Here is a 20,937-nt window from a genome sequence, read left to right on the forward strand (position 1 = left end):
GAAAGCCCCGGTCCGTCAGGGACGGACCGGGGCTTTCACGGCGTGGCGCCGGACTGCCGCTAGTTAGCGGAGATCTGGCGCAGCACGTACTGCAGGATGCCGCCGTTGCGGTAGTAGTCGGCTTCACCCGGGGTATCGATGCGCAGGACCGCATCGAAGGAGGTGGTGGTGCCGTCTTCGGCCGTGGCGGTGACCTTGAGGGTCTTCGGCGTGGTGCCTTCGTTGAGGGCGGTGACGCCCTCAACCGCGAAGGTTTCCGTGCCGGTCAGGCCCAGGCTGGCGGCGTTCTGGCCGGCCGGGTACTGCAGCGGCAGGACGCCCATGCCGATCAGGTTGGAGCGGTGGATGCGCTCGTAGCTCTCGGCGATAACAGCCTTGACCCCCAGGAGCGCGGTGCCCTTGGCGGCCCAGTCACGGGACGAGCCGGAGCCGTACTCCTTGCCGGCCAGGACGACCAGCGGGGTGCCGGCAGCCTGGTAGTTCTGCGCGGCGTCGTACACGTAGGCCTGCGGGCCGTCGGCCTGGGTGAAGTCGCGGGTGAAGCCGCCCTCAACGCCGTCGAGGAGCTGGTTCTTGATCCGGATGTTGGCGAAGGTGCCGCGGATCATGACCTCGTGGTTGCCACGGCGCGAGCCGTAGGAGTTGAAGTCCTTGCGCTCCACGCCGTTGGCCAGCAGGTACTGGCCGGCCGGGGTGTCCGACTTGAAGGAACCGGCCGGGGAGATGTGGTCGGTGGTGACCGAATCGCCGAGCTTGAGCAGCACGCGGGCCCCGGTGATGTCCTGGACCGGCTCAGGCTGCGCCTGCATGCCCTCGAAGTACGGGGGCTTCCGCACGTAGGTGGACTTTTCGTCCCACGCGAAGGTGTCGCCGGCCGGGGTGTCGAGCGCCTTCCAGCGGTCGTCACCCTCGAAGACGCCTTCGTAGCCGCGGGCGAACATGCCCTTGTCGATCGAGGAATCGATAACCTGCTGGACCTCGACCGGGTTCGGCCAGATGTCCTTCAGGAAGACGTCGTTGCCGGCCTCGTCCTGTCCCAGGGCGTCGTTTTCGAAGTCGAAGTCCATAGTGCCGGCCAGGGCGTATGCGATGACCAACGGCGGGGAAGCCAGGTAGTTCATCTTGACGTCCGGGTTGATCCGGCCTTCGAAGTTGCGGTTACCGGAGAGCACGGCGGTGACGGAGAGGTCGTTGGCCTGGATGGCCTCGGAGATCTCGGCGTCGAGCGGACCGGAGTTGCCGATGCAGGTCGCGCAGCCGTAGCCGACGATGTAGAAGCCGAGCTTCTCCAGGTACGGGGTCAGGCCCGACTTGTTGTAGTAGTCGGTGACGACCTTGGACCCGGGGGCCACCGAGGTCTTGACCCAAGGCTTGGAGGTGAGGCCCTTGTCCACGGCGTTGCGGGCCAGCAGTGCGGCTGCCAGCATCACGGACGGGTTGGACGTGTTGGTGCAGGAGGTGATCGAGGCGATCGACACCGCACCGTGGTCCAGCTCGAACTCGCGGCCGTCGGCGGTCTTGACGGCCACCGTCTTGGACGGACGGCCGTTGGACTTCGGACCGTGCCCGTGCGGCGCCTGCTCGGTGAGGTGGGTCGCCGAGGCGGTGAACGACGGCGAGTCGGACGCCGGGAAGCTTTCGTCGATCGCTTCGTCCAGGCTGCCGTCGGCGAGGTCTTCCTTCACGTAGTTGCGCAGGTCCTCGCGGAACTGGGCCTTGGACTCGGTGAGGATGATGCGGTCCTGCGGGCGCTTCGGGCCGGAGATCGACGGGACAACCGTGGAGAGGTCCAGCTCGAGGTACTCGGAGAACTTGATCTCGCGGGAGGGATCGTGCCAGAGGCCCTGTTCCTTCGCGTAAGACTCCACGAGGGCCACGTTCTCTTCGGACCGGCCGGTGAGGCGCAGGTAGTCAAGGGTGACGTCGTCGATCGGGAACATCGCGGCGGTGGAACCGAATTCGGGGCTCATGTTGCCGATGGTGGCGCGGTTGGCCAGCGGCACAGCCGCAACGCCTTCGCCGTAGAACTCCACGAACTTGCCGACCACGCCGTGCTGGCGCAGCTGCTCGGTAATGGTGAGCACGACGTCGGTGGCGGTGGCGCCGGCCGGGATGGAGCCGGTCAGCTTGAAACCGACCACGCGCGGGATCAGCATGGAGACGGGCTGGCCCAGCATGGCCGCCTCGGCTTCGATGCCGCCGACGCCCCAGCCGAGCACGCCCAGGCCGTTGACCATGGTGGTGTGGGAGTCGGTGCCGACGCAGGTGTCCGGGTAGGCACGAAGCGCGCCGTCAACCTCGCGGGTCATCACGGTGCGGGCCAGGTACTCGATGTTGACCTGGTGCACGATGCCGGTTCCCGGCGGGACGACCTTGAAGTCGTCGAACGCGGTCTGGCCCCAACGCAGGAACTGGTACCGCTCGCCATTGCGCTGGTACTCGATCTCCATATTGCGCTCCAGTGCGCCGGAGTTGCCGAAGGCGTCGATCTGGACGGAGTGGTCGATGACCATTTCCGCCGGCGCCAGCGGGTTGACCCGCTTGGGGTCGCCGCCGAGTTCCTTCACGGCCTCACGCATGGTGGCGAGGTCGACAACGCAGGGCACGCCAGTGAAGTCCTGCATGATCACGCGCGCCGGCGTGAACTGGATTTCAGTGTCGGGCTCGGCGTTGGGATCCCAACCGGCCAGTGCTCGGACGTGATCGGCCGTGATGTTGGCGCCGTCCTCGGTCCTCAACAGGTTTTCAAGCAATACCTTGAGGCTGAACGGAAGGTTTTCTGCACCTTCAACGGAGTTCAACCGGAAAATTTCGTATTCGGTACCGGCTACATTAAGTTTGCCTTTTGAACCGAAGCTGTCCACAATGCTCATCGCAGGACTCCTCTCGCAACAGTTTCATCTTTGTCGCGCCGCAGACCCCTTGCTAGTTAGGTCAGCCTAACTAAGACACGAGTCTTGAAAACCGGTTTCTGATAAACCGGCTCCTGAAAACCACTGTCGAAAAAACCCGGGTGGCTACCGCGCGACGTCGGACTACTACCGCCATCCTAGTGGCATCAAGGCCGGGGAGTCAGTAACGCCACAGTCTCCATGTGGTGGGTGTGCGGGTACAGGTCGAAGGCGCGGAGGCCCGCGAGTCCCCAGCCCGCCTGCTGGAAATAGCCCACATCGCGGGCAAAGGACGCCGGATCGCAGGAGACATAGGCGATCGCCCGGGGACCGGCCGCGAGCAGCTGGTTCACCACGGCCTTGCCGGCGCCGGCCCGGGGCGGGTCCAGGACCAGGGCGTCGAAGTTGCGCGGCTTCTGCCGCAGCACCCGCTCCACCTTCCCCTGGACGATCTCTACCTGGGGCGCGCCGTGCAGGTTCTTGCGCGCATCCCGGCTGGTGCCCGGTGCGCCTTCCACGGACAGCACCGAGCCGGTGACCCCGACGGCGTCGGCGAGCGGCGCGGTGAAGAGCCCGGCGCCGGCGTACAGGTCCGCGACCACGGAGCCGGCGGCGAGGTAGCCGCCCTCGTGCAGGAAGCCGGTGACTGCCCCCACCAGGGTCTCCGGCGCGTCGCGGTGGATTTGCCAGAAGCCGGCGCCGGTGACGCGGTACTCGTGCCCGGCCGCGGTCTCCTGCACCCAGGTCCGGCCGCGCAGCTGCGCCACCTCGCCTGTGGCCGGGTCCACCCGCGCCACCGACACGTCGTCGGGCAGCTGGGCCACGACGGCGCTGAGCCGCTTGGCCCGGGTTCCGGCGGCCGGGACCAGGAGTACCAGCGGCCGGGAGCCGTTGGCCGGCGCCGCGACGTCGATCCGTTCAATCCCCTGCAGGTCGATGTCCCAGAGCTTCAAGGCGTTGATGGCTTCGACGGCCAGCGGCATCTCGCGGACCGGGAACACTGCGTCGGAGCGGTAGGCGTGCATGCCGAGCTTGCCTCCGGGTGTCACGGCGAACCCGGCGCGGGTGCGCCACCCGAGGCCAGTCGCCCCGGTGCCGGCGGCCTCCCCCACGGCCTCGACCGTGACGGGCAGGTCGACGCCGGCCAGCCGGCGCAGCTGTTCGGCCAGGACCTCGGACTTGAGGCTGCGCTGGCGCTCCAGCGTAACGTGGCCCAGCTCGGCGCCGCCGACCGGCGGATGGCCGTGGGACCAGGACCGCTGCGAGTCGGCCGTGTGCCAGAAATGGTCCACCCGGTCCGGGGAGGGCTCCAGTACCTCGACGACGTCGGCGCGCCAGAACTTGGCGGACTCGCCGTCGTCCGTGAGCCTGATCCGGACCTTTTCGCCGGGAATGCCGTGGCGGACGAAGATCACCCGACCCTCGTACCGGGCAACGCAGAGGCCGCCGTGGGCGACGGGGCCGACGTCGACGACAAGTTCGGTGCGGGCGGGCGTCGTGGTGTCGGTGGTCATTGGATATCCTGCAGTTTCTTGGCTTCTTCGGACGATTTCAGCTGCCACGGGACGCTTGCCACCATGACGCCGGGCTCGAAGTGCAGCCGGGTCTTGATCCGCAGCGCGGTCTGGTTGTGGACCAACTGCTCCCACCACTTGCCGACGACGTACTCGGGGATGTAGACGACGATCAGGTCGCGCGGCGAGTCGCGCCGCATGTTCTTGATGTATTCCATGATCGGCGTGACCGTCTCGCGGAACGGGCTGGCCAGCACGGTCAGCGGCACCGGGATTTCAAGCTTCTCCCAGTCCGCCAGGGTCTGTTCGGTCTCCTCCGGGCTGATGTCCACCGTGATGGCGTCCAGCCGGGACGGCCGGGAGGCGCGGGCGTAAGCCAGCGCCCGGAGCACGGGCTTGCGGACGTGCGAGACCAGCAGCACGGCGTGCACCCGGGTCGGCAGGGCCCGGGGCGAGGAGTCTTCATCCACGGCCAGTTCCTTGGCCACGTTGTCGTAGTGCGCACGGATGCTCCACATGATCAGGAACAGGATGAACATGGCCAGCAGCGCGATCCAGGCGCCCTGCTCGAACTTGGTGATCAGCACGATCACCAGGACCAGGCCCGTCATGCCGAAACCGATCGTGTTGATGGTGCGGGATTTGAGCATCCGCAGCTTCGCCGCCGGGTCCTTGGCGAGTTTCAGCTCGCGGCCCCAGTGCCGGATCATGCCCAGCTGGCTCAGCGTGAAGGAGATGAAGACGCCCACGATGTAGAGCTGGATCAGCTTGGTGACGTCGGCGTTGAACGAGATGATCAGCACCAGCGCGCCGGCTGCCAGCGCCAGCACCCCGTTGCTGAACGCGAGCCGGTCGCCGCGGGTGCGGAGCTGGCGGGGCAGGTAGCCGTCCTGGGCGAGGATCGAGCCGAGGACGGGGAAGCCGTTGAAGGCGGTGTTGGAGGCAAACACCAAAATCACGCCGGTGGCTGCGACCACAATGTAGAAGGGGATGGAACCGGCTCCGAAGACGGTCTGGGCGATCTGGCTGATGGCCGGGTTCTGGATGTAGTCCGGGTCCACCGGCTGGCCGTTGAGCAGGAACTCCTTCGCCGGGTCCAGCACGATGTGCACCTTGGTGGCGTTGGCGAGGTAGATGATGCCGGCCAGCATGGACGCTGCGATCACGCCGAGCAGCAGCAGCGTGGTGGCAGCGTTCTTGCTCTTGGGCTTCTGGAAGTTCGGCACGCCGTTGCTGATCGCTTCGACGCCGGTGAGGGCGGCGGCGCCGGAGGAAAAGGCCCGGAGCAGCAGGAACGCCCCGGTGAGCCCGACCAGTCCGTCGTCGAAACCGGCCGCGGGGACGATCTGAAAGTCGGCCGAGGGCGCCTGGCCCAGCTGGCCGGTGGCGGCCTGGAAGATGCCCACGGCGGTCATGCCAAGGATCGAGAACATAAAGATGTAGGTAGGTACCGCAAAGACGCTGCCGGCTTCGCGGATGCCGCGCAGGTTCACGAGCGCCAGGATCACGACGCCGATGGTGGCGATCGCTGCCTGCTGGCCGTGCAGCGAGGGAACGGCGGTAGTGAGGTAGGCCGCGGCCGAGGACATCGACACCGCCACGGTCAGCACGTAGTCCACCAGCAGGGCCGAGGCGACGGTGAGGCCGGCGTACTTGCCCAGGTTTTCGTTGGCGATCTCGTAGTCGCCGCCGCCGGAGGGGTAGGCGTGCACGTTCTGGCGGTAGGAGGCCACAACGGTGAGCAGCACCACCATGACGGCGAGGCCCACCCAGGGCGAGAAGGCCACGGCGCTGACGCCGGCCAGTGCCAGGGTCAGCAGGATTTCGTCCGGCGCGTAGGCCACCGAGGAGAGCGCATCGGAGGCGAAAATGGGGAGGGCGATCCGCTTGGGCAACAGGGTGTGGGCCAGACGGTCGTTCCGGAAGGGCCTGCCTACCAGCACCCGCTTCACGGCATTGAAAATTGTCAGCACCAGACAAAGCTAGTCTGATTCGGACGCGATGTCATGACGGCGAAGCCTGCCTGCGGGCGGCCGGTCCGGCAGCGCTGCCGCCGGACCGGCTCCGGGGCGCCGTGGCCGGTAGAGTTTACGCAGCAACAGAACCGCAGCAGTACAAGAAGGAAGCTTGAGGAGGCACGTGTGGCGCACTTCGTGATCATGGGTTGTGGCCGTGTCGGGGCAACCCTGGCGCACACACTGGAGGACGCCGGCCATTCGGTCGCGATCATCGACCAGGACGACCGTGCTTTCCGGCGGCTTCGGACCGGGTTCTCCGGCCGCAAGGTCACCGGAGTCGGCTTCGACCGGGAAACCCTGAAGCAGGCCGGGGTCGAGGAAGCCTACGCCTTCGCCGCCGTGTCCAGCGGCGACAACTCGAACATCCTGGCCACCCGGGTGGCCCGCGAGACGTTCCACGTCCCGCACGTCGTTGCACGGATCTACGACCCGGGCCGCGCGGAGATCTACCAGCGCCTGGGCATCCCCACGGTCGCGGCGGTGCGCTGGAGCGCCGACCAGGTGCTCCGCCGGATCCTCCCGGAGCAGCACCTCGCCGGTGACTTCCGCGACCCCTCCGGCCGGCTGGTGCTGGCCGAGGTGGACGTGGACTCCGGCTGGATCGGCCACCCGGTGGCGGCGCTGGAGAAGGCCGCGGACATCCGGATTGCCTACCTCACGCGCTTCGGCGAGGGCATCCTCCCCGGATCCGGAACCCTGTACCAGGATGGCGACACCGTCCACGCCATGCTCAGCGTGGACCGGACCTCCGAGGTCGCCCACATTCTTGCCAAGTCCCCCGCCAAGGAGTCCTAAGTGAAAGTTGTCATCGTCGGGGCGGGCAGCGTCGGTTCCTCGATTGCCCGTGAACTGCTGGCCCATAAGCACGAAATCCTGCTGATCGACCTCAAGCCCGAGGTGATCGGCCGCAGCGGCCTGCGCGGTGCGCACTGGCTGGTCGGCGACGCGTGCGAGCTCAGCACCCTCAAGGACGCCCGACTGGAGGACGCCGACGTCGTGGTCTCCGCCACCGGCGACGACAAGGTCAACCTTGTGGTCTCGCTGCTGGCGAAGACGGAGTTCGGTGTGGGACGGACGGTGGGCCGGGTCAACAATCCAAAGAACGACTGGATGTTCGATGATTCCTGGGGCGTCGACGTCGCGGTGAACACCCCACAGCTGATGACTGCTCTGGTCGAAGAGGCCGTGGAGATCGGTGACCTGGTCCGGCTGCTCACCCTGCAGACCGGCGTGTCCTCGCTGGTGGAGTTCACCGTTCCGCACGATTCGCATGTGATCGGCCTGACCGTGGGCGATATCGACTGGCCCGAGGACGCGACGCTGGTGGCGATCCTGCGCGACCAGGCTCCCATCACGCCCAGCCGGGACGACGTGATCGACGGCGGCGATGAGCTGTTCTTCGTCACCACCATCGCGGCCGAGGACGGGCTGCGGGCGCTGCTAGCGGCCCCGGAATCGGACGTCGAGGCAGCTGCCGGAGCCGCGGGCGCCGGCCAGCACCCGGTGACCGCGGACTCCCATGGCCGCGAGACTCAATCCGCCGCCGACGACGGCTTCGACGGCTGATCCCGGCTGGTCGAGGCTAGGCCGGCTCTTCGACTGGGGCCGGCGCGGGGCGGGTGAGCAGCCAAGCCACCCACATGCCGAGGATGTACAGCGGTGCGCCCATGATGAGCCGGGTGGTCGCGAGGCCTGCGAGGCCCTGCTCCCCCATCAGGTACAGCGGGACCTGCACGAGCAGGCGCAGCGCCAGGACCGAGATGATCACCCAGGTGCCGATCCGGTAGGCCTTGACCCGGGCCGGGTGCTTGCGCCAGTCCAGCCCTTCGTTCCGGATGAAGCCGAACAGGAGCCCGGCAAACGGCCAGCGCACCGCAATGGAGATGACCATGGCAACGATGTAGCCGAGGTTAGTGAAGAACCCCAGGACGTAAAAGTCCTCGGCCTTGCCGGTCGAGTTCGCCAGCCAGGCGGACAGACCGACGCCGACGATTCCGGCCAGCGCCTGGGTCAGCGGCTTGCGCTGGACCAGCCGCGCGACGGTGAACGCCGCGGCCACCGCCAGGGCGGCGATCAGGGCCAGGGGAAGTTCGCGGGTCACGGTGAAGGCGACCAGGAAGACCAGGCCGGGAAGGATGCTTTCCGCAATGCCCTGGACACCGCCGGCGCTCTTGAGCACGTCGATGTTGCCGTTGCTGGTGCGGTGCAGGCCTGCCTTGGCTGCGTAGCCTTCGGCGAGCTGGGCCACCGACGGTTGCGCGGGTCCGGGCTGCTGGTCCTCGGGCGTGCTCATTGGTCCTCCTGGCGGGAGAGTATCTCGTAACGCGGATTGAACATGGTGGGCAGCCCGTCCCGGACGGTGACCATTCCCTCGAGCCGTAGCTCCAAGCCGGCCTTCACCCCCGGGATGCGGCGCCGCCCCAGCCAGACCACGCGGAGCCGGTCAGCGGCCAGGAGGGGCCGCTTTCGCCGAACGCTCGGCTGGGCGGCGGGGGCAGCAGCTGCCGCCCGGGTCTTGGGCTGCGGAGAGTCGTGGTCGGTGATGATGGCTGTAAAGGCTGCCACTTCGCTCGCCGGGGCGTAGGTCACGGATTCAATGAAGCCGCGGCAGAGCACACGTCCGCGCTCGGGCAACCCCCGCACCGGGACAGCGGCGGCAGCTTTCTTGCCGGCGGCATCAACCAATCTGGGTAATCTCCGGTCCGCGCTCGGGCTGTTCGAACTCAGGGGCACCCTGCGGGGCCGCGACGCCGGTGTCCCGGGGCAGGCGGAGCTGCAGCAGCTCGCGCGGCGGCATGGGGCTCTCGCCCCGCACTACGACGATCTGCCGGAACAGCTCTTCGAGCCCGGCTGCGGCGGAGCGGTCCAGTGCGGCCTCGCCGCCGAGGACACCGCGGAGGAACCAGCGGGGGCCGTCGACGCCGATGAACCGGGCGACGCGGTAGCCGTCGCTGCCGTCGCCGGCAGGCAGCTTGGCGACGAGTTCGATGCCGAAGTGGCCCTCAATCTCGTCGACCTGGCCACCCTGGCTGCCCACGGACTGGCCGATCTGCTCACGGATCTCGTCCCAGAGGCCCTCGGACCGGGGAGCGGCAAACGCCTGCAGCTGCAGGCTCGAGCCTTCCAGGTCCATGGTGACGGCCACGACGCGCTGGGTGGCTTCTTCGACCTCGAGGCGGAGCTGCAGGCCCTCGCGCGGGGCGATCAACAGGGCGCCGAGGTCGACGTAGCCCTCCTGGCTCTCGATTTCCGAGACGTCGTGGGGACCGGCACTGCGCAGGGCGCTGTCCGCGCCCCCGGCGGGTGCGCCGGCTTCAGCTGCAGCGTCCTCCCGGGCGTCGCCGGTGTCCGTCAACTGCTCCTGCTTGGCTTTCCTGCCACGCCCAAAAACCATGGGGTTGTCTCCTTAGTTGTGATCCTGCGCGGGGCTCTGGGCCACCGCACAGGGAACAGATGCATCAATCGGGCGGGGTCAGGCCCCGGGGGCGCCGAAACCGCCGGTGGAACCGAAGCCGCCGCCGCCGCGGACCGAGTCACTGAGCTCCTGGACGGACACGAATTCCGCGTGCTCCACGCGCTGGATGACCATTTGTGCAATTCTATCGCCGCGCCGCAGTTCAATCGCCTCGTCGCGGTCAGTATTCAGCAGCGTCACGGCAATCTCCCCGCGGTAGCCCGCATCCACGGTGCCCGGCGCGTTCACCACGGTCAGGCCGTGTTTGGTGGCGAGGCCGGAACGGGGGTGGATCAGGGCGACAAAGCCGTCCGGCAGGGCGATGGACACGCCCGTGGGCACCAGCCGCCGCTCCCCCGGCTGGAGGACGACGTCCTCGCGGGCACGCAGGTCGGCCCCGGCGTCGCCCGGGTGGGCGTACGACGGCGGCTGCAGGCCGTCGTCGAGCATTTTCAGCTGCACCGTCAGCGTGGGGGCTCCAAAGCCTTGGAGGTCGCGGGCTGCGGGGTCTGCCGCCGGGGTGGTCACGGCAGTGGTTTCTTCAGTCACAGTTCCCCACTGTAACGCCCGCGGGGAAGTTAGTCCTACCGCGCCGCTGCCCTGGCCGCGCGCGGGTGCCGGCCGCCAGGCCCAAGGTGAAATGGCCCGGGAAAAGTGGAAAGCTGGGCTCATGCCCGAATCCAGTGCAGCCGTGCCTGCCTCCAACAGCACCCCCAATGATGCCGTCGTCCTGTTCAGCGAGAAACTCTGGCCGAACTTTTGGATCTGGCTGGTGGCTGCCGGGCTGGCCGCGGCCGGCATCCTGGTATTCGCGCCCATCAGCATTGCCGCCGGCATCACCGCGGCCGTAGTGCTTTTCGCGATCCTGGCCGTGTTGCTGGTGCTGTCCACGCCGTCCATCTCGGTGACGGCGGCAACGCTGCGCGTGGGCCGGGCGACGATTGAACGCCGCTTCATCGGCGAGACCACGGCCTTCCGCGGCGCGGAGGCGACGGCGGAGCGCGGCACCCGGCTCAACGGGCTCGCATTTATGTGCATCCGCGGCTGGATCGACCCGGTGGTCCGCATCGAGATCACCGATCCCTCGGACCGCACGCCGTACTGGCTGGCGTCCACGCGGCACCCGGACGAGCTCGTCGCAGCCCTATCCCGCTAACTCCCCCGCTAGTCCGCCGCTAACGCCGGGCTGACACCGGTGCCGGGTCGGTACGTGCTGGCAGCCTTTAGCCCTCGCAATCCTTGCAGTACTTCAAGCCGTCCTTTTCGCGGGCGATCTGCGAACGGTGGCGGACAAGGAAGCAGGAGGCACAGGTGAATTCGTCTGCCTGGGCGGGCAGTACCCGGACCAGCAGTTCCTCTCCGGACAGGTCGGCGCCCGGGAGTTCGTAACCCTCGGCGAGGTCGGTTTCGTCTTCATCAACCACCGCGGAAGGCTTGTCCGTACGCCGCGACTTCAGCTCCTCGATGGAGTCCTCGTTGAGGTCCTCCTCAGTCTTGCGCGGCGCATCGTAGTCTGTCGCCATTAGTTGTTGCTCACACTCCGCATTCGTCGGGTTGGTAGGCCTCCGCCGTGCCGGTAGGGCGGGTAGCCCCGGCCGGTCCGGGTTCAGTTCACCGGTGTCAACGCCGGACAATCGCTTTTTGTGCCCGATGTCGGGTCATTTTTGCTCAAACCCCTGCCGAACACCAGAGGCCAGTGGTCGCGGGGCAGATCCGTCCGCTCCGGGGGCGTCCAAACCGGCGGAAAGTCGCGGAAAATCACGGCGCGCCCTCCCTCCTAACCCGAATTGGGACCCAACGGTGGCAGAGTTTCGAATGTTAGTAATGCCAGGGTGGAGGATTTGTATGCAGGATCTACGGCTTGTAGGCGTCCACGACGACGGGGAGCATCTCCTGGTCAGTGGCACCGGCGGCGAGATGTTCCAGCTGCCGATCGATGAGGCTCTTCGGGCGGCTATGAGCCGGACGCCGGCGAAGGCTGCTTCCGGCGTGGGCCCGGAGCCCATTGCCATGTCCCCCCGCGATATCCAGGCCAGGATCCGCAGCGGCGCCACCGCCGCGGACGTTGCCGCGCTTTCCGGCATCCCGCTGGCCAAGGTGCAGCGCTACGAGGGCCCGGTGCTGGCTGAGCGCGAGTACGTCGCCCAGCAGGCCCGCAAAATCGAGGTGGCTTCTCCCTCCGCCGGCCACGACAGCTACCGTTCCTTCTTTGGCGACCAGCCGGCGACCCTGGACGACATGGTCGTGCACCGGCTGCGGGCCCACGGGATCGAGCCTTCATCCGTGGAGTGGGATTCGTGGCGCCGCCCGGACGGCAGCTGGAATGTGGTGGCCCGCTTCGAGGCGAAGCCCGGCGCCCACGCTGCCATCGGTGAAGAGCCGCCGGCCATGTGGACCTTCAGCCCGGCGCGCAAGTCGCTGCAGAACGCCAACCGCTGGGCCCAGCAGCTCAGCGAGCTCGAGCCGATGGACGGCCCTGTCCCGGCGCGCCGCCTCTCGGCAGTTTCCGACCGGCCCTTTGACTTTGAGACCGATGCGGAAGCCGCCGCGCGCAGCGCTACGGCACAGGGCAGTGCCACGGCGCAGCTCAGCGTCGTCCCGCAGGATGGCGGCCAGCACCACGGCGGCCAGCAGGAGAAGGATGCCGACGGGCTCCTGGACATGCTCCGTTCCCGCCGCGGGCAGCGCCTCGGCCTGGACGAAGATGCCGATGACGCCCTGGCGCTGCTGCTGACCAACGGTGTGCCCGCCGCCCACCCGCGGCCGTCCGAGGTTCCACCGCTGGATGAGGCCGGGGAAGACGCCGAGGCCGAACCGGACGGGGAGTCCGCACCGACGGAAGCCGAAGAGGAGCCAGCGGCGTCGGCCGAACCTCGATCGGTGCCGGGCCCGGACACGGTCCCGGATGCCTTCTCCCGACGCCGTGATGCCCGGCCGTCGATGCTCTCCCGCCTGACCCTGGCACCCCGCCACCAGGACAATGACGACGACGCGCTGAAGCTGCACGACGGGGTCAGCACGGAGACCCGCGAGATCACCATCGCGGCGTCCCAGCTGCGCCCGGTCCGGACCGGGCCGACCTCCAGCCCCGGACTGGACGAATTGCTGGGCGGCGGACCGTCGCGTCGCCCGCAGAACGATTCCCCCGCGGCATCCCGCCCCGAGTCATCCCGGGGCGAAACGTCCCGGAACGATCACAGCCGCACCGAAGCGTCCCGGAGCGAGCGGGAGCCGGAGACGCCGGAACGCCAGCCCTCCAAGCCGAAGCGTTCGAGTGTGCCCAGCTGGGACGAAATCGTCTTCGGCACCCGCAGCGACTAGCCACCAACGCCTCGGCACCGCCGAGGGCCCGCCGGGAACCGGATCAGCGGCGTGCGGTTTTCCTGCCGGCGTTTCCCGCGCCCTTGGCTGAGCCCCGTTTTCCTTCCGCGGTGAAGCAGAGCAGCGGGACCTCGCGTTCGGCCTTGGTCAGCGAGCCGTGCTGGCCAACCACTTCAAGGGCCCTGGCCGGAACCCTGCGGGTGTCGTAGAACGCCAGCGCGTCGCGTGCGGCAATCATGACATCACCGATCCGTGCTCCGACCGGTCCGCGGACCTCGCCGAACAGTCCCGCCGCCACCGCCTCTTCCCGGGTGAAGGCCCAGATCCGGTCGCCGAAGCGCGACCGCCAGGCCTCCAACAGCCGCAGCCGGCCGGCGTCGTCGGCCCCGTCCTCCAAGTAGAGGTGGACCATGCGCGGCTCCCCCGCCGTGTGCCGGACGCCGGCGATGAGCTCCGGCTCTGCGGAATAGTCGATCCGCTGGGATTCCGGCACGTCCAGCATGCCGTGATCCGCTGTGACGAGCACGGTGGTGCCGGCAGGGAGGGTGGCATTGAGCCTGCGGACGGTCGCATCGAGCTCTTCGAGCTGGTGTTCCCACTGCGGGGACTGGCAGCCGTAGCGGTGCCCGGTCTTGTCGAGTTCATGGACGTAGAAGTACATCAAAGAGCTGTCTGCGCCGGCCATGGCTTCCGCGGCGGCCGCGGTTCGGGCGTGTGACGTGGTTCCGGCCACGAAGCGTCCGCCCCGGAGCGCGGCCCGGGTCATCGCGGAGTCGCTGAACCGCGGCAGGGCCACGGTGCTGACGTCCACATGCCCGGCGGCCCGCTCGAAGACCGTAGGCAGCGGCTGCCACTGCTGGGGATCGACGCCGTCGTCCCAGTTGCCCAGCATGTTGACCACCCGGTCCTGGTCCGGGTCCAGGACGTCGTAGCCGACCATGCCGTGCTGCCCGGCCGGCAGACCGGTTCCGAAGCTGGCCAGCGACGCGGCCGTGGTGGACGGGAAAGCCGCGTCGAGCCACACCGGCACGGCGCCTTGTCCCGCCTGCAGCACCGAACGCAGGAACGGGGTGTGGGCGGTCTTCTGCTTGAGCAGCTGCCGGCCCAGTCCGTCTGCGAGGACGATGCAGACGTGCTTGGCTGCCGGGAGGTTCAGCCGGTTCTGGAAGCCGGGGACGCCGAGGCTGGCCGCTGCGCTACTGAGTACCTCGGCGATGGAACGCTCCCCGTAGGCCGGAGCGGCGGGCATCCCCGATGGGCCGCCGGGAGTGTGGACGGGCGCCTGCGAAGGCGGCAGCGGGGACCCGGAGGCGCGGACCGGCACCATCTCAGCGCTGGTGGCCGCGGCTGAGGCGGTTTCCGAAGACACCGGCGCGGGTACGCTGCGGGAGCGAGGAGACGCCGTGCGGGGCGGGGGCGGTGGCCCCGGTGTTCACAGCCCGGAGCGCGCGGGCGAAGAGCTTGGCGTCCTGGACGGCCTGCAGGCCGTCGGCTTCGGCACTGATCCGCAGGACGATGTCCTCCTGCGCGATCGTGCCGCTGTAGCCGTGGTCTGCCTCGCACTGCGGGTCACCGCAGCTGGCCGGCCCCATGTCCAGGCGCTGGCCGCCGGACCAGGCGATCGAAAGGGTCAGCTCCCGGACCGGATCCGAAGGCTTGTAGTCCTGCGGCTGGGCATAAACGTAGCTGAGCACCACGGAGCGGATCTGGGTCACCGGCACGGACTCGGTGGAGACCTGGGCCACGATCTGCTCGCCGGCTTCGTCGAGCTGCTGGTCGTCCACATGGGTGATCACCAGCATGTCCTCGGTCAGCACGAGTACGGTGATGTGCCGGCGCACTTCCGCCCGGTCGAAGTGTGTCTCGAGGTGGACCAGGTGGGCCACGCAGTCCCGGCCGTCCAGGGCGTCCGCGACCACGTCCGCCACCAGGCGGGGGTAGAAACCAGCCTGCTGGAGTGCCGCTTCCAGGCTCTGGCCCTGCGCGCTGTGGTCATGCAGGCCGGGGTGCGGGGAGCCGTGGCGGCCGGAGACGGACGCGTGGGGCTGGGATGCTGGAGGCTGGGAGCTCATGGCTTCCATTTTCACAGATCGGCTGGGGACTTGCTAACTGCGCCGGCTAACTGCACTGGCTAACTGCGCTGCCTAACTGCACCGCCTAATTGCACTGCCTAACTGCGCATGGCGCGCCGGGCGGTGTCCGTGCGCTGGGCGGCGTTGGCAATCCGGACGTCGGCGGCCAGGATCACGGCGCCGTCGGGTCCGGCCAGGACCGGGTTGAACTCCACCAGCGCGATCTCCGGGTGGTTGTCCTTGAGCCGGGTCAGCCGGGCCGCGAGGTCCTCGAGCGCGGCCGCGTCGACGGCGGGGAGGCCTTGATAGCCGAAGAGTTTGCGCGACGCGCGGGGTGCGCGGATGAAGTCGTGCACGTCGGAGCCGGAGAGCGGCGGAACGCGGTGCGCCCAGTCATCGAGCAGGTTGACGGCGTCGCCCGCCAGCCCGAAGGACACCACCGGTCCCAGCAGCGGGTCTTCAATGGCGCGGAAGGTGCAGGCCTGCCCCACCGGGGCCATCGACTGCACCTCGAGGGAGGGCGAACCATAGCGCTGCAGCGACTTGCGCATCTGGGCGATGTTCCGGCGCAGCGAGTCGGCGTCCTGGATGTCCAGGCGGACGCCGCCCAGGTCGAGGCGGTGCCGCAGCGCCGGGTCCGTGGTCTTCAGCGCGACCGGCCAGCCGAGCCGTTCCGCCGCTGCGACGGCGTCCTCTTCTGTCTCGAATCCTTCCGAGGGCAGCACCCGGATGCCGTAGCGGCCCAGCAGCTTCGCGGCCGAGGCAGGATCCAGCCGCACCAGCTGCTCGCCGCCCACGGGCCGGAGCAGCTCCTCCAAGTCTTCGTGGGCGCCCTCCGGGTCGCAGCCCTCCGGCTCCACGAACAACCCCTGGTCACGGACCACCCACTGGGCATAGCGCACCACCGCGGCGAGGGCCGCGACGGCGGCCCCCGGGTTTGAATAGCAGGGCACCCCCGCGGCCGGTTCCAGGCCGGTGCCTTCCCGGGCATTCGCGGCTGCCGCGGCTTCGTCGGCGGCGCCGACCATGCCCTCGACGTAGATGGACGGGTCGAGGAGGCCGGTGAATGCAGCCACCACCGGCTTGCCGGCGGCCGCCGAACACTCGGCCAGCACCGCACCGATCTTTTCAACCGTCAGCCCGCGAGCCGGCAACAGTGCCACCACCACGGCGTGCACCGAATCAATGGTCAGCGTCTCCTGCAGGCTGCGGCGCAGCGCAGGCAACGCCCGGGACATGCCGGCGTCCAGATCGACGTCGGCGACGACGCGCTCGACGCCGAGGCCGGCGGCCAGGGCCCTGTCCGCCACCACCTTGCCAAGCGCGCTCGAGTTGCTGAAGACGGCGATGCCGGGCCCCTTTGGCAGCGGCTGGCTGGAGACAATTTGGGCGACGTCCATCAGCTCTTCAATCGTCTCCACCCGGATCACCCCGGCCTGGCGCATCATGGCGTCCAGCGCCTCGGCCGGCGCCTGCGTGGTGCGGACGGCGTGGCCTGGCGGCAGGTTCAGGCCCATGGCATCGGATTTAGCCACGATCACCGGCTTCGTCCGGGCCAGCCGCCGGGCCAGCCGGGAAAACTTGCGCGGGTTGCCGATGGATTCGAGATAGAGCCCGACGGCGGTGGTGTCGGCGTCGTCCTCCCAGAACTGCATCATGTCGTTGCCGGAGACGTCGGCACGGTTCCCGGCGGAGAGGAAGGTGGAGATGCCCACCCGGCGGCGGCTGGAGGCGGCGTAGAGCGAGACGCCGATCGCCGCGGACTGGCTGAACAGGCCAAGGCCTCCGCGGCGCGCCAGCGAGGGTGCCATCGAGGCGTTGAGCGACACGGCAGGGTTGGTGTTGACGATGCCCAGCGAAGCCGGGCCGATCACGCGCATGCCGTTGGCACGGGCTTGCCGGACCAGGTCGCGCTGGCGGGCGAGGCCGCGTTCGCCGTCGTCCGCGTAGCCTGCGGTGGCCACCACGATTCCCTTGACGCCGGCTTCGCCGCATTCCTGGACGACCTTGGGCACCTCATCGTACGGAACGGCGATGATGGCGAGCTTGACCGGGCCGGGAACCTCGGAGAGCTTGGCGAAGGACAGCATCCCGGCCAGTTCGAGGGCTTCGGGGTTGATCGCGTAGACGGGGCCGGTGAAGCCGCCTTCGATGATGTGCTCCAGCAGCTGGTAGCCGATGGTTCCCCATTTGCGGCTGGCCCCGATGACGGCGACGGAGGACGGGGCGAGCAGTTCCTGGATGCTGCGGGCCTCGGCGCGGTGTTCCCGCGATTCCATCACGGCCCGGGACTTGTCCGTGGGGTCGATGTTGAACTCGAGGCTCACGACGCCGTCGTCGAAGTGCCGTTTGACGTCGTAGCCGGCGTCGGAGAAGACCATCAGCATTTTGCGGTTCTCCGGCAGCACCTCGGCGCTGAACTTTCGAATCCCGTTTTCTCTGGCCGCGGCGGCGAGGTGTTCGAGCAGGATCGAGCCGATGCCGCGGCCCTGGTGCGCGTCCGCGATGTTGAAGGCCACCTCCGCCTCTTCCGGGTCATCGAGCCGGTCGTAACGGCCGATGCCCATGATTTCGCCGCCGATGGTGATGACCAGGGCCACCCGGTCCTTGTAGTCGACCTCGGTGAAGCGTTTGAGCTCCTTGGCGGAAAGCTTGGACTTGAACGCGAAGAAGCGCATGTAGATCGACTTCTGCGACTGACCCACGTGGAAGGCCTGCACCGCGTCGGAGTCCGCGGGGTGGATGGGGCGCAGGTGCGCCGTGCCGCCGTCGCGCAGCACGACATCGGCTTCCCAATGTTCCGGATATACGCCTTCCACGGGCTGATCCACCATAGGCTTAGCCTAGCCATAAACTTGCGCAGTACCCGTTTAGTACCCCCGTAGAAGGACCCACCAGCCTCATGGCACGCCGCCAAACCACGCCCCCGGCAGGGGAAGCCCCGGACTTCACAGAGAACATCGTCGACATTGACGTCACTTCCGAAATGGAAGGCTCGTTCCTGGAGTACGCCTATTCGGTCATCTACTCCCGGGCCCTGCCCGACGCCCGCGACGGTCTCAAACCCGTCCAGCGCCGCATCCTGTACATGATGAGCGAGATGGGCCTGCGCCCGGACCGCGGCCACGTCAAGAGTGCCCGTGTGGTGGGCGAAGTGATGGGCAAGCTGCACCCGCACGGCGACACGGCGATCTACGACGCCATGGTCCGGATGGCGCAGGACTTCTCCCTGCGGCTTCCGTTGATCGACGGTCACGGCAACTTCGGCTCGCTCGACGACGGCCCGGCCGCACCGCGCTACACCGAGGCCCGGCTGGCGGCGGCGGCGCTGACCATGACGGACCACCTCGACGAGGACGTGGTGGACTTCGTTCCGAACTACGACAACCAGCTGACCCAGCCGGATGTGCTTCCGGCGGCGTTCCCGAACCTGCTGGTCAACGGCGCCACCGGCATCGCCGTCGGCATGGCCACCAACATGGCCCCGCACAACCTGGGCGAAGTGGTGGCGGCGGCACGGCACCTGATTGCGAACCCGGACGCCACGCTCGAAGACATCATGAAGTTCGTCCCGGGCCCGGACCTGCCCACCGGCGGCCGGATCGTGGGCCTGGACGGCATCCGCGACGCCTACGCCACCGGCCGCGGCTCCTTCAAGACCAGGGCCAAGGTCGACGTCGAGCAGCTCTCGGCACGCCGCACCGGCCTGGTGGTCACGGAACTGCCGTACATGGTGGGCCCGGAAAAGGTGATCGAAAAGATCAAGGACGCGGTCAACGGCAAGAAGCTGACCGGGATCAGCGACATCGTGGACCTCACCGACCGCAAGCACGGGCTGCGGCTCGTGATCGAGCTGAAGAACGGTTTCAACCCGAACGCAGTGCTGCAGCAGCTGTACCGCTACACGCCGATGGAGGACTCCTTCGGCATCAACAACGTCACGCTCGTGGACGGCCAGCCGCAGACCCTGGGCCTACTGGAGCTGCTCTCCGTCTACGTGAACCACCGCATCAACGTGGTGCGCCGCCGCACGTCCTTCCGCCTGGGCAAGAAGAAGGACCGCCTGCACCTGGTCGAGGGCATGCTGATCGCGATCGTGGACATCGACGAGGTCATCCAGATCATCCGCTCCTCGGACGAATCGGCCGCTGCCCGCACCCGGCTGATGTCCATCTACGATCTCTCCGAGATCCAGGCGAACTACATCCTGGAGCTGCGGCTCCGGCAGCTGACCAAGTACTCACGAATCGAGCTGGAGAAGGAACAGGACGAGCTGCGCCGCGAAATCGCCGAGCTGCAGGCCATCCTGGACTCGCCCGAGCTGCTGCGCGGGCTGGTCTCCGACGAACTCGGCGAGCTCGCGGACAAGTACGGCACGCCGCGAAGGACGGTACTGCTCGAATCCGAGGCCGTCTCCCCCACGGTCGCCGCCGCCCTCGCGGCCGCGCCCGGCGCCAAGGGCAAGGCCGCCCCGCTGGCCCTGGAGATCGCCGACGACCCCTGCTGGGCCATCCTCACGGCGTCCGGCCAGATCGCCCGCACGGCCAACCAGGACAGCCTTGCCGAATCCGGTCCGCGGACCAAGCACGACGTGTTCCGCTCGGTGGTCAAGACCTCGGCGCGCGGCGAGATCGCCGCGGTGACGTCCCAGGGCCGCATGCTCCGGCTCCAGGTGATGGACATGCCGGTGCTTCCGCCCACTTCCGGAACCCCGAACATGGCCGGCGGGGTCCCGGCCAAGGACTTCATCACGCTGCTCAAGGGCGAATCCCTCGTGGCCTTCGCGCCGCTGGATCAGGTCTTGGCGATCGGCACCGCGCAGGGCGTGGTCAAACGCGTCCAGCCGGACTACCCGCTGAACCGCGAGGACTGGGAAGTGATCTCCCTCAAGGACAAGGACACCGTGGTGGGCGTCGAGCCTGCCGCCGCGGACGACGTCGAACTGGTCTTCATCACGCGCCAGGCCCAGCTGCTGCACTTCAGCGCCTCCGCCGTCCGTCCGCAGGGGCGAACCGCGGGCGGAATGGCCGGCATCAAGCTGGCCGCCGGCGACCGGGTGCTGCACTTCGGCACCGCCCTCGCCACCGACGACGCCGCCGTGGTGGTCACCATCGCCGGCACCGAGGGCGCACTCCCGGGCACCGCGCCGGGCGCCGCCAAGGTCACCGCGCTGGCCGAGTACCCGGCCAAGGGCCGCGGGACCGCCGGCGTCCGTGCACACCGCTTCCTCAAGGGCGAGGACACCCTGCTGCTCGCCTGGGCCGGACACGGCCCGGCGAAGGCGTCCTCGCTGGCCGGGGTGGCACGTTCGCTCCCCGGCGAGCACGGCCGCCGCGACGGCTCCGGCATCCCGCTCTCCCAGGCCATCGATGCGATCGGCCCGAGCACGGCCTGGGCCGCGGAGGACGCTACCGCGGAGGGGTAGGGGCTGCGGGGTGGGCGGTGCTCGGGGGCGGTGCTCGAACCGATTCCGCCCATTCGCCTAATATGGCCGCTACGACGCCCGGGTTAGCGGCCACCTGTGGCGATCCGCCGGGGTGGAGCCTCAAAATTCCACGGCGCGGGGAGCCGAGTCCGCCCTTTCGCCACATATGGCCGCTATGAGGCCCGGCGCGGGGAACTGAGTCCGCCGATTCGCCAAAAAGGGCCGCTATGAGCCCGGGTTAG

At 68.5% G+C, this 20,937-nt stretch carries 16 protein-coding genes; 5 read left to right on the forward strand and 11 right to left on the reverse strand.

All coding sequences use genetic code 11. The annotated features are described in order from the left end of the window. Window positions 1-59: 59 nt before the first annotated feature. From AC1DNC_RS02140 to AC1DNC_RS02150, 3 genes are all read right to left on the reverse strand, one after another. Window positions 60-2,873, reverse strand: coding sequence for an aconitate hydratase (locus AC1DNC_RS02140; protein WP_476860905.1), 2,814 nt, complete (start codon window positions 2,871-2,873; stop codon window positions 60-62). Window positions 2,874-3,058: 185 nt separating this feature from the next. Further along, window positions 3,059-4,405, reverse strand: a complete 1,347-nt coding sequence (locus tag AC1DNC_RS02145; protein WP_476860906.1) for a class I SAM-dependent RNA methyltransferase — start codon at window positions 4,403-4,405, stop codon at window positions 3,059-3,061. Beyond that, on the reverse strand, window positions 4,402-6,378 hold the full coding sequence (locus AC1DNC_RS02150; RefSeq protein WP_476860907.1) for an APC family permease: 1,977 nt from the start codon (window positions 6,376-6,378) through the stop codon (window positions 4,402-4,404). Before AC1DNC_RS02150 ends, AC1DNC_RS02145 begins: the two co-directional genes overlap by 4 nt. Before the next feature lie 168 nt (window positions 6,379-6,546). Between AC1DNC_RS02150 and AC1DNC_RS02155 the strand changes: the two genes are divergently transcribed. Together AC1DNC_RS02155 and AC1DNC_RS02160 are read left to right on the forward strand one after the other, a co-directional pair. Then, window positions 6,547-7,218, forward strand: a complete 672-nt coding sequence (locus AC1DNC_RS02155; protein WP_476860908.1) for a potassium channel family protein — start codon at window positions 6,547-6,549, stop codon at window positions 7,216-7,218. Continuing rightward, the gene (locus AC1DNC_RS02160; protein WP_476860909.1) at window positions 7,219-7,989 is read left to right on the forward strand and encodes a potassium channel family protein; all 771 of its coding nucleotides are present in this window, start codon (window positions 7,219-7,221) and stop codon (window positions 7,987-7,989) included. Window positions 7,990-8,005: 16 nt separating this feature from the next. Here AC1DNC_RS02160 and AC1DNC_RS02165 read toward each other — a convergent pair whose 3' ends face one another. The 4 genes from AC1DNC_RS02165 to dut all read right to left on the reverse strand — a co-directional run bounded on the left by AC1DNC_RS02165 (window position 8,006) and on the right by dut (window position 10,426). Beyond that, window positions 8,006-8,716, reverse strand: coding sequence for a DUF3159 domain-containing protein (locus AC1DNC_RS02165; RefSeq protein WP_476860910.1), 711 nt, complete (start codon window positions 8,714-8,716; stop codon window positions 8,006-8,008). Beyond that, window positions 8,713-9,108, reverse strand: a complete 396-nt coding sequence (locus AC1DNC_RS02170; RefSeq protein WP_476860911.1) for a single stranded DNA-binding domain-containing protein — start codon at window positions 9,106-9,108, stop codon at window positions 8,713-8,715. The genes AC1DNC_RS02165 and AC1DNC_RS02170 overlap by 4 nt, the downstream gene beginning before the upstream one ends. Further along, window positions 9,101-9,817 carry a DUF3710 domain-containing protein gene (locus AC1DNC_RS02175; RefSeq protein WP_476860912.1) on the reverse strand — a complete coding sequence of 239 codons (717 nt, stop codon included), beginning with the start codon at window positions 9,815-9,817 and terminating at the stop codon, window positions 9,101-9,103. The genes AC1DNC_RS02170 and AC1DNC_RS02175 overlap by 8 nt, the downstream gene beginning before the upstream one ends. A 78-nt stretch (window positions 9,818-9,895) precedes the next feature. After that, entirely contained in the window at window positions 9,896-10,426 is a 531-nt protein-coding gene (dut, locus tag AC1DNC_RS02180; RefSeq protein WP_476860913.1) for a dUTP diphosphatase, read from the reverse strand. Between the two features lie 121 nt (window positions 10,427-10,547). Between dut and AC1DNC_RS02185 the strand changes: the two genes are divergently transcribed. After that, window positions 10,548-11,033 (forward strand): DUF3093 domain-containing protein, encoded by a 486-nt coding sequence (locus AC1DNC_RS02185; RefSeq protein WP_476860914.1) that lies wholly within the window; start codon window positions 10,548-10,550, stop codon window positions 11,031-11,033. Between the two features lie 67 nt (window positions 11,034-11,100). Here the strand turns inward: AC1DNC_RS02185 and AC1DNC_RS02190 are convergent, their stop codons facing one another. Next, window positions 11,101-11,400, reverse strand: coding sequence for a DUF4193 domain-containing protein (locus AC1DNC_RS02190; RefSeq protein WP_138769577.1), 300 nt, complete (start codon window positions 11,398-11,400; stop codon window positions 11,101-11,103). Window positions 11,401-11,722: 322 nt separating this feature from the next. On the opposite strand from AC1DNC_RS02190, the gene sepH reads away from it, so the two are divergent. Next, entirely contained in the window at window positions 11,723-13,198 is a 1,476-nt protein-coding gene (gene sepH, locus AC1DNC_RS02195) for a septation protein SepH (RefSeq protein ID WP_476860915.1), read from the forward strand. 43 nt (window positions 13,199-13,241) lie between these two features. On the opposite strand, the gene AC1DNC_RS02200 is transcribed toward sepH, so the two are convergent. The 3 genes from AC1DNC_RS02200 to AC1DNC_RS02210 all read right to left on the reverse strand — a co-directional run bounded on the left by AC1DNC_RS02200 (window position 13,242) and on the right by AC1DNC_RS02210 (window position 18,104). Further along, the gene (locus AC1DNC_RS02200; protein ID WP_476860970.1) at window positions 13,242-14,447 is read right to left on the reverse strand and encodes an alkaline phosphatase family protein; all 1,206 of its coding nucleotides are present in this window, start codon (window positions 14,445-14,447) and stop codon (window positions 13,242-13,244) included. A 79-nt stretch (window positions 14,448-14,526) separates the two neighbouring features. After that, window positions 14,527-15,270, reverse strand: coding sequence for a DUF5998 family protein (locus AC1DNC_RS02205; RefSeq protein WP_476860916.1), 744 nt, complete (start codon window positions 15,268-15,270; stop codon window positions 14,527-14,529). Window positions 15,271-15,368: 98 nt separating this feature from the next. Further along, complete coding sequence (locus AC1DNC_RS02210; RefSeq protein ID WP_476860917.1) at window positions 15,369-18,104, reverse strand: bifunctional acetate--CoA ligase family protein/GNAT family N-acetyltransferase; 2,736 nt, start codon at window positions 18,102-18,104, stop codon at window positions 15,369-15,371. A 68-nt stretch (window positions 18,105-18,172) separates the two neighbouring features. On the opposite strand from AC1DNC_RS02210, the gene AC1DNC_RS02215 reads away from it, so the two are divergent. After that, window positions 18,173-20,695, forward strand: coding sequence for a DNA gyrase/topoisomerase IV subunit A (locus AC1DNC_RS02215; protein WP_476860918.1), 2,523 nt, complete (start codon window positions 18,173-18,175; stop codon window positions 20,693-20,695). Window positions 20,696-20,937 lie beyond the last annotated feature (242 nt).

This window comes from Arthrobacter sp. 01N442 (genome assembly GCF_056399345.1).